This window comes from Robbsia andropogonis, assembly GCF_000970345.1.
Classification (GTDB): Bacteria; Pseudomonadota; Gammaproteobacteria; order Burkholderiales; family Burkholderiaceae; genus Robbsia; species Robbsia andropogonis.
In genome coordinates this window covers 1-15287 of sequence record NZ_LAQU01000056.1, presented here as the reverse complement: position 1 = coordinate 15287, position 15287 = coordinate 1, and the positions used below count along the sequence as shown (strand labels likewise).

General features: G+C 60.6%; 10 protein-coding genes. 4 read left to right on the top strand and 6 right to left on the bottom strand.

Annotation, left to right across the window (positions count from 1 at the left end):
- Positions 1 to 289 (bottom strand): response regulator transcription factor (locus tag WM40_RS24380; RefSeq protein WP_046154251.1); only part of this gene is annotated, 289 nt, incomplete at its 3' end.
- Positions 270 to 3158, bottom strand: coding sequence for a PAS domain S-box protein (locus tag WM40_RS24375; protein WP_052738509.1), 2889 nt, complete (start codon positions 3156 to 3158; stop codon positions 270 to 272). The genes WM40_RS24380 and WM40_RS24375, both read right to left, overlap by 20 nt.
- A 305-nt stretch (positions 3159 to 3463) precedes the next feature.
- Between WM40_RS24375 and aceE the strand changes: the two genes are divergently transcribed.
- The 3 genes from aceE to lpdA all read left to right on the top strand — a co-directional run bounded on the left by aceE (position 3464) and on the right by lpdA (position 9756).
- Positions 3464 to 6151 (top strand): pyruvate dehydrogenase (acetyl-transferring), homodimeric type, encoded by a 2688-nt coding sequence (gene aceE / locus WM40_RS24370; RefSeq protein ID WP_046154253.1) that lies wholly within the window; start codon positions 3464 to 3466, stop codon positions 6149 to 6151.
- Positions 6152 to 6284: 133 nt separating this feature from the next.
- Positions 6285 to 7955, top strand: a complete 1671-nt coding sequence (aceF, locus tag WM40_RS24365) for a dihydrolipoyllysine-residue acetyltransferase (RefSeq protein ID WP_024902428.1) — start codon at positions 6285 to 6287, stop codon at positions 7953 to 7955.
- 10 nt (positions 7956 to 7965) lie between these two features.
- Positions 7966 to 9756: a dihydrolipoyl dehydrogenase gene (gene lpdA, locus WM40_RS24360; RefSeq protein ID WP_024902429.1), complete on the top strand. Its 1791-nt coding sequence runs from the start codon at positions 7966 to 7968 to the stop codon at positions 9754 to 9756.
- Positions 9757 to 9910: 154 nt separating this feature from the next.
- Here the strand turns inward: lpdA and phaP are convergent, their stop codons facing one another.
- Positions 9911 to 10486 (bottom strand): TIGR01841 family phasin, encoded by a 576-nt coding sequence (gene phaP, locus WM40_RS24355; RefSeq protein ID WP_024902430.1) that lies wholly within the window; start codon positions 10484 to 10486, stop codon positions 9911 to 9913.
- A 475-nt stretch (positions 10487 to 10961) separates the two neighbouring features.
- On the opposite strand from phaP, the gene pbpG reads away from it, so the two are divergent.
- Positions 10962 to 12128 carry a D-alanyl-D-alanine endopeptidase gene (gene pbpG, locus WM40_RS24350; protein WP_024902431.1) on the top strand — a complete coding sequence of 389 codons (1167 nt, stop codon included), beginning with the start codon at positions 10962 to 10964 and terminating at the stop codon, positions 12126 to 12128.
- A gap of 33 nt (positions 12129 to 12161) precedes the next feature.
- Here pbpG and WM40_RS24345 read toward each other — a convergent pair whose 3' ends face one another.
- From WM40_RS24345 to WM40_RS24335, 3 genes are all read right to left on the bottom strand, one after another.
- Positions 12162 to 12890 carry an IclR family transcriptional regulator gene (locus tag WM40_RS24345; RefSeq protein WP_046154252.1) on the bottom strand — a complete coding sequence of 243 codons (729 nt, stop codon included), beginning with the start codon at positions 12888 to 12890 and terminating at the stop codon, positions 12162 to 12164.
- Positions 12891 to 13193: 303 nt separating this feature from the next.
- Positions 13194 to 14225: a quinone-dependent dihydroorotate dehydrogenase gene (locus tag WM40_RS24340; RefSeq protein WP_046154250.1), complete on the bottom strand. Its 1032-nt coding sequence runs from the start codon at positions 14223 to 14225 to the stop codon at positions 13194 to 13196.
- A gap of 117 nt (positions 14226 to 14342) precedes the next feature.
- Positions 14343 to 15146 carry an arginyltransferase gene (locus WM40_RS24335; RefSeq protein ID WP_024902434.1) on the bottom strand — a complete coding sequence of 268 codons (804 nt, stop codon included), beginning with the start codon at positions 15144 to 15146 and terminating at the stop codon, positions 14343 to 14345.
- Between the last annotated feature and the right edge of the window lie 141 nt (positions 15147 to 15287).

Below are 15287 nucleotides of genomic sequence, written 5' to 3'. Positions count from 1 at the left end.
AAACGGCCATGCTCACATCACCGTGACCGGTTACGAAGATGATCGGCAACTGTGGATCGAGGTCCAGCAATTTCTCCTGGAGTTCCAGACCGCTCATGCCTTGCATCCGGACATCCAGGATCAAACAGGCAACGTGCCGCGGTGCGTACGCTTCCAGGAAGCGTTCGGCACTGGCGAAGCACTGCACGCCGTATCCGTTTGCTTCCAGCAACCATCGCAACGAGTCACGGACCGCTTCGTCATCATCGACGACAAATACCGTTTCGGCTTCATTCGGCTGGCTGCTCATGATTCTCCCGTAGCGTTGTAGGATTCAAAAAAGGATACGCGTCCGCCTGATGTAAATCGCGCGCCCGTGCCGAGGCGATCGGCAGCGTGCAGTGAAATGTACAACCGGTAATCTTGCCATCGGCATTCACGTTATTCTCCACCCAAAGTCGCCCGCGGTGCGACTCGATGATGGAGCGGCAAATATTCAAGCCCATGCCCATGCCATCCGACTTGGTGCTGTAGAACGGCTCGAATAGTCGCTCGGCGCTGGCTTCGTCCACGCCCGGCCCATGGTCGATGACCGAGACACGAACCATGTCCGCATCATTGCTCGCCACGAGTTGGATGACGTTGTCGAGCGAGCCGGTCGTGGCGCGGGGTGCTTTGTCGCGCATTTCAGACATTGCCTCGGCGGCATTTTTCAGTAAATTCACCAGGACCTGTTCGATCAGCACCGGATCAACCGAGATGGCGGGCAGGTTGCCGCGCATTTCGGTCGATATCCGCACGCCGCGACGACGCGTCTCGATTTCCGCCAGACCAATGGCGTCCGCGACGATATCGCCGAGGCGAACTTCCTTGCGTTTGGGCTCGCTGCGTTTAACGAACTCACGAATGCGCTTGATGATCATCCCGGCCCGAATGGCCTGCTGCGAGGTCTTTTCCAACGCGCCAAGCAGCATTTCCGGCGTTGCGCGATTGTTTCGCACCATTGCCGATGCCCCAGAGCAGTAATTGCTGATCGCAGCCAGGGGCTGGTTCAATTCGTGGGCAAGCGACGAGGCCATTTCCCCCATCGTCGACAACCGGCTGGCAAACTGCAGTTTTTGATCTTGCTGCCGGGCATTCTCTTCGGCCAGCTTGCGCGCGGTGATGTCGGTGGCGATTTGCATCTGCGCCAGATGACCGTCCACCCACTGGATATATTGACGCCGAACATCGAACCAGCGCTCCACGCTTTGGACGAACACCTCCTGGGACACAGTCGATTCCCTACCAGGATCGTCGGCCTCGCTACCGAACGCCGCGGGCATGCCGGCGTAGGTATCGATCATGTCGATCGAGTCGGAACGGCCGACGTCGCCACTCTCGTCGTTGGCATCGGCGACCCCTTCATCGCGTTTGAGGGTGTTCGCCAGTTCAAGATGCCCTTGCGGGCGCAAACCGAAAATGTGCCGATAGTAACGATTCGCATAGAGCAATTGGGTGGCGTCCGTCGCCAGCACCGACACCGCAGCATCCAGTCCTTCCAGCACCGTCGTGAAGCGTTGCTGCGCGGCGGTGAGTTCCTCGCGGACCCGGCGTGGTTCCGAAATATCGGTCATCGACGACATCCACCCCGTTTGCCGGCCGCTCCCGTCGATCAGCGGTGATACATACATCCGGGCATGGAACGTCGAACCGTCCTTGCGCCGCACGCGCATCTCGAAACCACTCGATGGTGCCTTGCCGCGCAGCGTCATGTCGATCTGGCGCCGCATTTCGGTGAAGGCTTCGGGTGGCCAATAGGCGTAGGGCGGCGTCGTGCCCACCAGATCGGACTCATCCCATCCGGTCATCCGGCAGAAAGCCGGATTGACGTACAGTATGCGGCCTTGCAGGTCGAGAACGCGCATGCCCACGAGTACCGAATTCTCCATTGCACGGCGAAACGACGCCTCGTCATAAAGCTGTTGCTGGGCAACGAAGCGCTGCCGCGTGTGCTTCCACACGCTCCACAAGCTCCACAACACGAAACACGACATGCCGGCCACGAGCCATAGCAGGCGATTATTCAACAGTGCCGCACCGCCATGCTGGCCGTAAGCGTAAACCCGAACCGAAAGACCGTTGCCGGGCGGATCAAGCGGCAAATCCTGATAAGGGTCGCGTGCCAGGCGCGGCCGCGACGACGAACTTGCCAGCTCCCGGTCATCAGCATCGAGAATCGAAATCTTGAAGCGGGAAGACAATTCGCTCGGCAGTTCGCGGTGGAGGATGCCATCGATCGAGAAAACAACGACGATGGCGCCTACAAAGGTCCGATTGACGAAGATGGGTGTCTGCTGGGTCAAATAGGCATGACCGGTAGCATCGAAGAAGAGCGGGGAGTAACCGATACGGCGGCTTTCATGCGCTTCCGTCAATGCGTCGGCAAGCGGTTGTGACAACGGTGGCAGTACGCGCGGAGGTTGCCAGCCTTTGTTCGTTGCGTTTGCAGCTGTCCGGCCCCCGGCGATTGCGTTGACGCCGGATGCCGGCCCTGCGGGCATGGATGCCGCTGGAACGCTAGCAGGACGATCGGCGGCGTCTCGGCCACGCGCGTCGACGCTGCTCGCGGTGAACGCGCCGCTGCCGCGCATTTGGCCCAAGGGCAGGTTTGAGGTCGTCGGTTGCGAGGAAGCGTCTACCGTGGAAGGGGGCGCAACGGGGGGGCGTGGCATTGCGTCCCAGCGCACATCGCCGTTTGGACTCAGCCACCGCAAGGCGATGATCTCCGGATGGCTCGACAGGATGTCCTGGGCCGGCGCATCCAGTGCCGCCGACGTGACATGGCCGATTCCGATGTCGCGTGCCAATGCGGCTACCTGATCCTGCGTATTCGTCAGGGACAGACGAATTTGTTGCTGCGCCCAGGCCACGTTGCGATACAAGGTATCTTCCTTCTGCTGCTCCTCACGCCGCGTCAGGGTCCAGAAGATCAGTCCCATCACGAACAGGAATACGAAAATCGACAGAAGCGGCGTGTAAAGGTAGGCAGCGGCGCGCCAGGATGCGCGAACGCCGCGCGATTCCTGTGCTCCGCGCGGGAACGCGAATCCGTGCGAGCGGGAGAGAAGGCGAGCCAACAATCGTTTCGTCAACATGTACGGATTGTAGCCCAGCACGGCACGCTGGCAATGTCGCATTAGGATCAGAACGGAGGGTCTTTCACAAAAAAAACGCGAAAAATGGCCGGTTGGTCCCTTGCATGGGAAGAAGACAATCTGCTGCATTGCAAAAGTTTTTCACATTGTGAAAAACGATCTCGCAATTTGAAAATTGTCGTTGCCTTGTCCGCGGGGGCTTCGTACAATCCGCACCGTTTGTCGGCATTTCGTGCGGGCGCGCGCGTCGTGCGCATAGGCATGGCCTATGCGGTTGCGAGCGTATGCCGCGTCGCCGGCAGCGTGCTTCGTCCAGTCGGGCGGGACGCGATCTTGAGGAGACAGCCATGTCCGCAGTGCCAGAGGAAGTGATCAAATACGTTGCGGCCGAGAACGACGATGATCGTCAAGAAACCGGTGAATGGCTGGAAGCGCTGGAAGGCGTGCTGAAGGCGGCCGGTCCGGAGCGCGCGCATTACCTGATCGAAAAGCAGATCGAATTTGCACGGGTGCATGGTGAGCATCTTCCGTTCTCCGCAAACACGCCGTATATCAACACGATTCCCGTCAGCCAGCAGACGCCGATTCCGGGCGACCAGGACCTGGAACACCGTATTCGCTCCTACACCCGCTGGAACGCGCTGGCCATGGTGCTGCGCGCCGGCAAGGACACGAATGTCGGGGGGCATATCGCTTCTTTTTCGTCGGCGGCCACGCTGTATGACGTCGGCTTTAATCATTTCTGGCACGCGCCGTCCCCGGAACATGGCGGTGACCTGATTTTCTTCCAAGGTCACTCGTCGCCGGGCATGTACTCGCGGGCGTTCCTGCTCGGCCGTCTGACCGAGGAGCAACTGAACAACTTCCGTCAGGAAGTGGGTGGCAACGGTATCTCGTCGTACCCGCATCCCTGGCTGATGCCGGATTTCTGGCAGTTTCCCACCGTGTCGATGGGTCTGGGTCCGATCATGGCGATCTACCAGGCGCGCTTCATGAAGTACATGGAAGCACGCGGCATCGTCAAGACGGCCGGCCGCAAGGTCTGGGCATTCCTTGGCGATGGTGAGACCGATGAGCCCGAATCGTTGGGCGCGATCGGCATGGCCGGCCGCGAGAAGCTCGACAATCTCGTCTTCGTGATCAACTGCAATTTGCAGCGCCTAGACGGTCCGGTCCGTGGCAATGGCAAGATCATCCAGGAGCTGGAGAGCGAGTTCCGTGGCGCCGGCTGGAACGTCATCAAGGTGGTGTGGGGCAGCCGGTGGGATGCACTGTTCGCACGCGACAAGACGGGCGCACTGATGCGCCGGATGATGGAAGTCGTCGACGGCGAATACCAGACATACAAGTCCGAGAGCGGTGCTTTCGTGCGTGAGCATTTCTTCAACACGCCCGAGTTGAAAGCGTTGGTGGCGGATTGGTCTGATGACGACATCTGGAATCTGAACCGTGGCGGCCACGATCCGCACAAAATCTACGCGGCGTATGACGCGGCGACGAAGGCGAACAAGCAGCCGACGGTCATCCTGGCCAAGACCATCAAGGGCTATGGCATGGGCGAGTCCGGCCAGGCGATGAACATCACCCACCAGCAGAAGAAGATGCCGGTGGAGGCCTTGAAGCGCTTCCGTGATCAGTTCCGCTTGCCGATCAGCGATGAGGACATCGGCAATGTGCCGTACTTGAAGTTCGAGGAAGGTTCACGCGAACTGGCCTATATGCAGCAACGTCGAACCGAGCTGGGCGGCTATCTGCCAGCGCGTCGTCGTAAGGCCGAGTCGTTGCCGACGCCTGAGATATCGGTTTTCGAGCCACTGCTCAAGGGTACGGGCGCGGGTCGCGAGATCTCGACGACGATGGCGTTCGTTCGCGTGCTGAATATCCTGCTGAAGGATAAGGCAATCGGCAAGCGCATCGTGCCGATCGTACCGGATGAATCCCGGACCTTCGGCATGGAGGGGCTGTTCCGTCAGATCGGTATCTGGAATCAGGATGGCCAGAAGTACGTGCCGGAAGACAGCGATCAGTTGATGTTCTACAAGGAATCGGAAACGGGTCAGATCCTGCAGGAAGGGATCAACGAAGCGGGCGGGATGAGCGACTGGATTGCGGCGGCCACGGCGTATTCGACGCATGGCGAGCAGATGATTCCGTTCTACATCTATTACTCGATGTTCGGTTTCCAACGTATCGGTGACCTGGCGTGGGCAGCAGGCGACATGCGTGCCCGTGGCTTCCTACTGGGCGGTACCGCTGGACGTACGACACTGAACGGCGAAGGGTTGCAGCACGAGGACGGTCATTCGCACATGTTCTCCGCGCACATCCCGAATTGCGTCAGCTACGATCCGACCTTCGGCTATGAAGTGGCCGTGGTGATCCAGGACGGGCTGCGCCGGATGGTGCAAAACCAGGAAGATGTGTATTACTACCTGACGTTGATGAACGAAAACTACGAGCATCCGGAGATTCCGGAGGGCGTGGTGGATGGCATCATCAAGGGCATGTACGCCTTCCGCAAGGGTGCCGAGTCGAAGGGGCCGCGTGTGCAGTTGCTGGGTTGCGGCACGATCTTCAACGAGGTAATCGCCGCGGCCGGCTTGTTGAAGGAAGACTGGGGCGTGGAGGCCGACCTCTGGAGCGCGCCGAGCTTCACCGAACTGGCCCGTGAAGGTCAGGCTGCCGAACGTCAAAACCTGTTGAACCCGACTGCGGAGCGCCGCGTCTCGTACGTTGAACTGTTGCTGGCGCCCACGCAAGGTCCGGTGATTGCCGCGACCGACTATGTGCGCGCCTTCGCCGAGCAGATTCGGGCCTTCGTGCCGCGCCGTTATGTGGTGCTGGGGACGGATGGTTACGGTCGTTCGGATACGCGAGAAGCATTGCGCCACTTCTTCGAGGTCGATCGTTACTGGGTGACGGTTGCCGCGCTGAAGGCGTTGGCTGACGAAGGCACAATCGAGCGCGGCAAGGTCGCCGAGGCTTTGAAGAAGTACAAGCTGGACCCGGCAAAGTCGAATCCGATGACGGTCTGACGCGCCGGCGCGCCCCCGCGCCGAAGGTTGAAATGATCGAAGCGGGGTGCTGGCCTGCTAGGCAGGCCATCGCCCCTTTTTACCGCATGCCGCAGACCGTTGCGCAACACGGGTACTGGGAGTAACGCCAGAAATGAGTCAAGCGATCGAAGTCAAGGTGCCGGATATCGGCGATTACAAAGACGTGCCGGTTATCGAGGTGCTGGTGAAGCCGGGTGATGTCGTCGAACCGGAGCAGTCCCTGCTGACGCTCGAATCCGATAAGGCTACGATGGACGTGCCGAGCCCTGCTGGTGGCACCGTGAAGGCGGTCCATGTCAAGCAAGGCGACTCGGTGTCTGAAGGCTTGTTGATCGTAACGCTGGAAAGCAGCGCGGCCGCCGCGCCGAAGGGCGCGGAAAAGGCGGCCGAACCGGCGGCGCAGAAGCCGGTGGAGAAGGCGAGTGCTCCATCCGCGGCAAAGCCCGCGGATGCAGGGCAACCGGCTGGCGGTGCGAAGGACATCGAAGTCAAGGTACCGGATATTGGCGACTACAAAGGTGTCCCGGTCATCGAGATCGGTGTCAAGGTAGGCGACCGCGTCGAGGCCGAGCAGTCCCTGGTGACGCTGGAGTCGGATAAAGCGACGATGGATGTGCCGAGCCCCGCTGCGGGAACGGTCAAGGCGATTCACGTCAAGGTGGGGGACGAAGTGGCCGAAGGCACGCTGATCGTCGTGCTGGCGGGTGACGCCCCCGCCGCGCCGGCGGCCAGGGCGGAATCGCCTGCGCCGGCCGCTACGGCGTCCGCGCCGGCACCGGCAGCCGCGTCGCCAGCACGAACATCGGACGACAAACCGTCCGCGTTGGCAGAGGCTCCGGCCATCCCGCCGGTGGGCTCCTCGCGCCTCAGTCATGCAAGTCCTTCGGTGCGGAAGTTTGCGCGTGAGTTGGGCGTTGACATCGGTCGCGTCAATGGCACGGGGCCGAAGGGCCGGATCACGCAGGACGATGTGCGCGGTTATGTAAAGGGTGTCATGTCCGGGGCGTCCGCCGCACCGGCCGCCGTCACTGCATCGGCCGGCGCCGGCAATTTCGACGTACTCGCCTGGCCGAAGGTCGACTTCTCGAAGTTCGGCCCGATCGATCCGAAGCCGTTGTCGCGAATCAAGAAGATTTCGGGTGCGAACCTGCACCGCAACTGGGTGCGCATTCCGCACGTGACGAACAACGAGGATGCGGACATCACCGACCTCGAAGCACTGCGTGTCGCGCTGAACAAGGAAAACGAGAAGTCGGGCGTCAAGGTCACGATGCTGGCTTTCCTGATCAAGGGGGTGGTTGCGGCCCTGAAGAAGTTCCCGACGTTCAACGCCAGCCTGGACGGCGACAACCTGGTCTACAAGCAGTACTTCCATATCGGGTTTGCAGCCGATACGCCCAATGGTCTCGTCGTGCCGGTGGTCCGGGATGCCGACAAGAAAGGGGTCCTCGAAATCGCCAAGGAAACGTCGGATCTGGCAAAGCTCGCCCGAGACGGCAAGTTGAAGGGCGACCAGATGCAAGGCGGCTGTTTCTCGATCTCGTCGCTCGGTGGAATTGGCGGGACATCGTTCACGCCGATCATCAATGCACCGGAAGTCGCGATTCTCGGTGTCAGCCGCGGCGCGATGAAGCCGGTGTGGGATGGTAAGCAATTCGTGCCACGCCTGACGTTGCCGATGTCGCTGTCCTATGACCATCGTGTGATCGATGGCGCGGAGGCCGCGCGCTTCAATGCCTATCTGGCGCAGGTGCTGGCCGATTTCCGTCGCGTGATTCTGTAAGGGGACGAATATGAGTCAGGTAGAAATCAAAGTCCCGGACATCGGCGATTTTAAGGACGTGCCCATCATCGAAGTCTCGGTGAAGGTTGGCGATTCGGTGACGTTGGAGCAGTCCTTGATCACGCTCGAATCCGACAAGGCGACGATCGACGTACCGGCTGACGCCGCAGGCGTCATCACGGCATTGCGCGTCAAGGTGGGTGATACCGTTTCACAAGGCACCGTGATCGCCGTGCTCGACGCTGCGGCCACGGGTGGTAAAGCCGGTGACGGCGGTGCGTTGGAATCGAAGACCGCAGCCTCACCACCAACGAAGGCGGCCTCTGCTCCAGCAAAGCCAGCGTCGCCGGCGTTGGTGCCGAGCGCGGGCAGTTTTAGCGGAGCGGCCGACGTGGAAGCGGATATGCTGGTGATCGGCGCGGGTCCCGGCGGCTATTCGGCCGCGTTCCGGGCTGCCGATCTCGGCATGTCGACGGTGATGATCGAGCGTTACGACACGCTTGGCGGCGTCTGCCTGAACGTGGGATGTATCCCGTCGAAGGCGCTGCTGCACGCGGCGCAATTGACAGAAGAGGTCAAGTCGCTGGCATCGCATGGCATCAGCTTCGGCGAGCCGACGATCGATCTGGATAAATTGCGTGGCTTCAAGTCGTCTGTGGTCGCCAAGTTGACAAGTGGTTTGGCGGGCATGGCGAAGGCGCGAAAGGTCAAGGTGTTGACGGGCGTGGGGCGCTTCCTCGATCCGAACCACGTGGAAGTGGCGGGCAAGGACGGCAAGCAGGTTGTCAAGTTCAAGCAGGCGATCATCGCAGCCGGTTCGCAAGCGGTGAAGTTGCCGTTCATGCCGGATGATCCACGCGTGGTGGATTCCACCGGGGCGTTGGAACTGCGCCAGATTCCGAAGCGGATGCTGGTCATCGGTGGTGGCATCATCGGCTTGGAAATGGCGACAGTCTATTCGACGCTGGGCGCGCAGATCGATATTGTCGAAATGCTCGACGGCCTGATGGCCGGCGCGGACCGCGACCTGGTCAAGGTCTGGCAGAAGCACAATGCGAAGCGTTTCGCGAACGTGATGCTGAAGACGAAGACGGTGTCGGCCGAAGCGCGCGATGACGGCATTTACGTCAAATTCGAAGGCGAAGGCGCACCGACCGAGGCGCAGGCCTATGATCTGGTGCTGGTGGCGGTGGGGCGTTCTCCAAACGGCAAGCGCATCGATGCCGACAAGGCCGGTGTGGCAGTCACTGATCGCGGCTTCATCGACGTGGACAAGCAATTGCGCACCAACGTCCCGCATATCTTCGCCATCGGCGATATTGTCGGCCAGCCGATGCTTGCGCACAAAGCCGTGCACGAAGGTCACGTGGCCGCCGAAGCGGCACATGGCGAAAAGGCCTACTTCGACGCGTTGCAGATTCCAGGCGTCGCTTACACGGACCCGGAAGTGGCATGGGCCGGCAAGACCGAGGACCAATTAAAAGCCGAGGGCGTGAAGTACGGCCGCGCGGTGTTCCCTTGGGCGGCTTCTGGACGTGCGATTGCGAACGGTCGCGATGAGGGCTTTACCAAGCTGCTGTTCGACGAGGAAACGCACCGGGTCATCGGGGGAGGCATCGTTGGCGTGAATGCAGGCGATCTCATCAGCGAAGTGTGCCTGGCCATCGAGATGGGCGCGGATGCCGCGGACATCGGCAAGACGATCCATCCACACCCGACGCTGGGTGAATCGGTCGGAATGGCCGCAGAACTGTTCGAGGGCGTCTGCACCGACTTGCCGCCAAGCAAGCCTAAGCGCTGAACTTCAGGTTGTCGTAAAAAAAGCGACCCGCCGTGAACGGCCGACATTCTCCCCCAAGGCGGGCGTGAAGTCGGAATGTGTTCTCGGCGGGTCGCTTATTTGTTTCTTGCGATGGCAGTGCCAGGGCGCCGCGTGAAAGCGGCGCGTCGCGCTATCAGGCTGCTTTCGATGCCTTGGCGGTGCGATGCGTCGCGGCCGCGGCCTGTTGGCTGGTGTGCACGGCCGCCGCGGTCACGGCGTCGATGTTCGACTGGGCCAGATCGACTACCTGCTTGGCCGCCTTGCGGGCGCTTTCGTAAGCAGCATTCTGTGCGTTCAGCGCGGACTTCACAGCGGCAACCGCCGTCTCGGAGCCTGCGGGCGCGTTGCGCGAGAAGCTATCGAGAATTTGCTCGGTGCGGGCTTGCTGCGCTTCCGCTTGCGTCTCGATGGCACGTGCAAACTCGGCGTTGGTCGCCGTCAGGATCTGGTACACCTGTTGTGCGTACGACGTCGCCTTCTCGGTCAACGGCTGCACCGCCGCACCCTGAATCGCCAACCATTCACGCGGGTCCTGGACGTCCAGCGATTGCTTCGCATGCGTATGCCCGTCTTCGAGCAAGGCCTTCGCGGCCGCCGTGTTCAACTGCAGCAGCTTATCGGCGCCAGCGTAGGCTTGTGCGGCCAGACCAAACCAGACATCGACTTGGTGCTTATGAGCATTCGCCAGCTGTTCCGGAAAAATCGTCATCGTCTTGTCTCCACTTCACACCACCCATTGAAACGGGCCTCATGCTGCGCCGGGTGGCCGCCCGTCATCTGCCTGTTGCACCCGCTACGCCTCATCCAGTAGGGCTTGCGGGTATCTGGCCGACATTCGATGCGTGGTGTGTAGCCCCATTTATCGATGCCGGCGGTAAAATGTCGCAGCGCAGCAATTGCAGTCTAGTAGAGTTACAGAAAAGTGCAAGAAAAAAATGAGTACTTAAAAAATAGGGTAAAACGATCGAACGGATGACTCAAACGAGCGCTGTTCAAAATGATGCGGCTTACTGGCAGGCCGTAATTGAGGGGTGTTGTGCGGCAACCAACGCGAATTCGCCGCAGGTGGTACTTTAACGAAGGGGCCTAAGTATCTAATTGCGTTAATTTACTATCGCTCGTACACTTATTGACAATCGTGAAAAGCCCTTTTCGCGGTGTCCAATCTTCTCCTTCTTTACTGCATGAAGATCCCGAATGTTTTCTTGGAAGCCCGTCACGGCATTGCGCGCCATCTCGCTGCAACCGTACGCGCTTCCTTTTCGGCGTCGTTGGCCGTTTCGTTGACGTACGCCGCGGTAGTGGGAACGGGGCTTTTTGCCACCCGCTACGCGCATGCGGCCGGTACCACGAACGCCGCCGCCTCTGTCCAGCATCCTGTCCACCATGTCGGCAATACCGGGCGTTCGCGCGGTGGTGCGAAGATCGTCAAGGCCTCCGTGCGGGCGACGTCGACGCGCGCCAAGACGGCCTCACGCGTCACGCGTCGCCGCGTGCACGGGGTGGCGTTCGCGCCTTCGCACGCCGCCACCGCGCATGCATTCCGCATGCACGACAGTCTTCAGGATGGCCCGTTCCTGCGCTCGTCGATTGCTTATGTAGTCGATGAGAGCACGTCGGCGCCGCTGTTGGACCGCAATTCCACATCGGTGGTTCCAATCGCGTCAATCAGCAAATTGATGACGGCGATGGTGGTGCTGGATGCCAAGCAGCCATTGACCGATACGCTGATGGTCACCGACGAGGACCGGGACTATGAAAAGGGGTCTGGCTCGCGCCTGTCGGTGGGTTCGCGGCTGTCCCGCGAGGACATGCTGCATATCGCATTGATGTCGTCCGAGAATCGTGCGGCGGCGGCGCTGAGTCGTTATTACCCTGGCGGCCGCCCGGCGTTTATCGAGGCGATGAACCGCAAGGCGCAATCGCTGGGAATGACGAATACGAAATTCGAAGACCCGACCGGGTTGAATTTCCACAACGTCTCCACCGCGCAGGATCTGGTCAAGATGGTGGAAGCGGCGACAAAGTATCCGATGATTCGCCAGTTCTCGACGTGGCCGTCATACGACGTGAACACCGGCCGCACCCGGTTGCATTACGCCAACACGAATGCCTTGGTGCATAACGCCACCTGGGATATCGGTTTGCAAAAAACGGGTTTCATCAATGAGGCAGGTGAATGCATCGTCATGCAGACGACGATCCACCAGCGTCCGGTCGTGATGGTATTGCTCGACTCCGTTGGCAAGTATTCGCGCGTGGCGGATGCGCAACGGGTGCGGGACTGGTTGATTCAAACCGGTGCGATCCAGCGCGTGACCAGCGCCGATACGAATCATCCGGGGACCTGAGGGAGGCGCGGCAGCGTGTTTCCCTGAAACGGCCTAAGAGCGATCGCCAACATAGCCCAGCGCATGGGAGATTCTGCCGGCGGTCTCTCCCAGTTGGGCAATCCATGATTCCTGCAGGCGATCTGCAGGTGCGGAAAGCGACAATCCGGCCACCAGTCGCGAGGTGTCGTCGAAGACACCTGCGGCGATGCAGCGCACCCCGACTTCCAGCTCTTCGTTGTCGCGTGCGCAGGCGTGCTCGCGTACCCACTGCAGCTCTCGTTCGAGTTTGCTCAGGTCGGTGATGCTGTTCGCCGTGTGCCCTGCCAGGCCGGTGCGGGTTGCATACGCTCGTACGCGCGTGATGTCGTCGTTTGCGAGAAAAAGCTTGCCCACCGAGGTCAAGTGCAACGGCGCGCGTCCGCCAATCGCCCGCACTACCTGCATGCCGGAACGCTCACTGAACGCACGTTCGACATAGACGATCTCGTCGCCTTGTCGTACGGAAAGATTGACTGTCTGACCGGTTGCTCGGTGCAGTTCGCGCATGGGACCAATTGCCGCCTCCCGCACCGAGAGACGGGCTTTCACCAAGTTGCCCAGCTCCAGCAGGCGCATGCCGAGTCGATATGCGCCTGGCTCCGCGCGATCCACCAGCCGTCCGACGAGCATGTCGTTGAGGATGCGATGTGTCGTGGACGGATGCAGGCCGGTCATCGCCGACAAATCCTTCAAACTGACCGAATCGCTTTCTGACGCCAACGCGTCAAGCAAGCGCAGCATTCGATCGATGACCTGGATCGACGTACGCGCGCCGCCATCCCCCGCCGATCCACCCTGCGCGCGTCCGACCAGTCCTGGCGCGTCGTGATGCTCGGGCAGTGCGCCGGTATTGACGGCACCACCGAGTGGACGGTCGGGATCGGAAGATGCGCCAGGAAGCGGCACATTGGGAGCGGGCGGAAAACCGTTCATCGAAACTCGCATCAGGACGATAGGCATATCATATCGTGGAATGCACTGTCCGAAACGCTTACCGCAAGCCGGAAAAATAGCGACTTATCTCAAATCGCCACGATGCGGTCATTAGCCGCGTGCCGCGATGGCCGCCGCGCATTCGCGCACCAGCGACGGGCCGCGATAGATCAAGCCGGAATACAACTGCACCAACGACGCCCCCGCGTTGCATTTTTCCAAGGCATCCTGTGCACTGAAAATACCGCCGACACCGATGATCGGCACGGCACCCTGCAACCGCGCGTGCAGCGACGCGATAATGCGGGTGGACGCTTCGCGCACCGGACGCCCGGACAGTCCTCCCGCTTCCTCGGCATGTGGCAAACCTTGGACGGCGTCACGCGACAGCGTCGTATTGCCTGCGATCACGGCATCGATGCCGTGCTGGACGAGCTTGTCCGCGATTTGCTGAATGCCTTCCTCGTCGAGGTCGGGCGCGATTTTCAGGGCCAGCGGGACGTGCTTGCCGTGCATGTCGGACAGCGCGCGACGACGTTCCGTCAGGGCGCGGAGCAGTGCGTCGAGTGCTTCGGCATCTTGGAGTTGGCGGAGGTTCTTCGTGTTGGGTGATGAAATGTTGATCGTCACATAACTGGCGAACGGATAGACCTGGTCCAGGCAGAACAGATAATCGTCGACCGCTCGTTCGATTGGCGTGGCGGCGTTCTTGCCGATATTCAATCCCAGAACGCCTTTCCAGCGCGCTGCCTGTACGTTGGCGATAAAACGGTCGACCCCGGCATTGTTGAAACCCATCCGGTTGATCAGCGCTTCGGCTTCCGGGATGCGGAACATCCGCGGCTTGGGATTGCCCGGCTGTGCTCGGGGTGTGACCGTGCCCACTTCGATGAAACCAAAACCGAGGCCCGACAAGCCGTCGATAGCCGCGCCGTCCTTGTCCAATCCGGCCGCCAGACCTACCGCATTGCTGAATGTCAGCCCCATCACCTTGACCGGGGCACGAACCGGGGCCCCTCCCAGGCAGCCGGCAATGCCGGTGCGTCCTGCCGCGCCCAATGCGGCGAGGGTCAGGTGGTGGGCCGTCTCGGCGTCCATACGGAACAGAGCTTGACGGGCAAACGGATAGAGGGAACTGAGCACGATGCGAAGGAGAGGGACGGAAACGCGCTATTCTAGGCCCACTGAACACCGCTGCGTATAAAAAAGCAAGGCGGCTCGCCGTTGCCTGTCGCTTCGATACGCCGTCTATGCTCGCGGCTAACGCGCCGTTGCATCTTGATCTGTTTGGCCGTGGATCGACGGGTATGCGTCCGTCGTCGGATCGAAGGGGCGCCATGCTCCATCGATAAACGCTTCCAGCGGGTGGAACGCAGCCTTGTATGCCATTTTCTTGCTTTCGCCGATCCAATATCCCAGATAGACGTAGGGCAGGTTCAACCGCCGCGCCTGTTCGATTTGCCAGATCACGTTGTAGGTTCCGAAACTGGTGCCAGGCATGTCGCAATCGTAAAATGTGTACACCGCCGACAGTCCATCGCCAAGAATGTCGATGATGCTCACCATGCGGAGCGGCGCGCCTTCGATACCCGGATCATGAAAAGTAACGAGGCGTGAATTCACACGGCTTTGCAACAGGAATTGATCGTACTGTTCGCGGCTGTCGCGATCCATGCCGCCGCCGGCATGTCGCAGCGATTGATAGCGCGTGTAAAGCGCGTAATGATGTTCATCGAAATGCAGCGGATCGGCTTTCGCGTGGAGGTTGCCGTGCTGTTTCCATACACGCCGCTGGGTGCGGTTCGGTGTGAAGCCATCCACCACCACGCGCACCGGGACGCAGGCTCTGCATCCTTCGCAGTATGGTCTGTAGGTGAACACGCCCGAGCGCCGGAATCCCGCTCCCACCAGCTCCGTGTAGACATCTGAATTGATCAGATGTCCTGGCGTGGCAACTTGCGAGCGCGCGGTGCGTTCCGGCAGATAACTGCAGGGATAGGGCGCCGTCGCATAAAACTGCAATGCCGACAGCGGCGACAGCGGGAATGCTTTCGGGTGGGTCACGCGAAACTCCACGATGCGCGTAGGCCTTCAGTCTAGCATCATGATTCCGCTGCTTGAAGAGGGGCAGCGTTTGTCCAGTACGCTAAAACTTGTTTATCAAAGCGCCAGTCCGGTGGCGCGGCACGGCTTGCGCGCAGCAAA

What these genes read in the sequence shown, in the direction of transcription:
- WM40_RS24345 (WP_046154252.1), bottom strand. Translation starts at nt 12,890, where the DNA reads ATGCTGCGCTTGCTTGACGCGTTGGCGTCAGAAAGCGATTCGGTCAGT.
- aceF (WP_024902428.1), top strand. Translation starts at nt 6,285, where the DNA reads ATGAGTCAAGCGATCGAAGTCAAGGTGCCGGATATCGGCGATTACAAA.
- aceE (WP_046154253.1), top strand. Translation starts at nt 3,464, where the DNA reads ATGTCCGCAGTGCCAGAGGAAGTGATCAAATACGTTGCGGCCGAGAAC.
- WM40_RS24375 (WP_052738509.1), bottom strand. Translation starts at nt 3,158, where the DNA reads ATGCGACATTGCCAGCGTGCCGTGCTGGGCTACAATCCGTACATGTTG.
- phaP (WP_024902430.1), bottom strand. Translation starts at nt 10,486, where the DNA reads ATGACGATTTTTCCGGAACAGCTGGCGAATGCTCATAAGCACCAAGTC.
- lpdA (WP_024902429.1), top strand. Translation starts at nt 7,966, where the DNA reads ATGAGTCAGGTAGAAATCAAAGTCCCGGACATCGGCGATTTTAAGGAC.
- pbpG (WP_024902431.1), top strand. Translation starts at nt 10,962, where the DNA reads ATGAAGATCCCGAATGTTTTCTTGGAAGCCCGTCACGGCATTGCGCGC.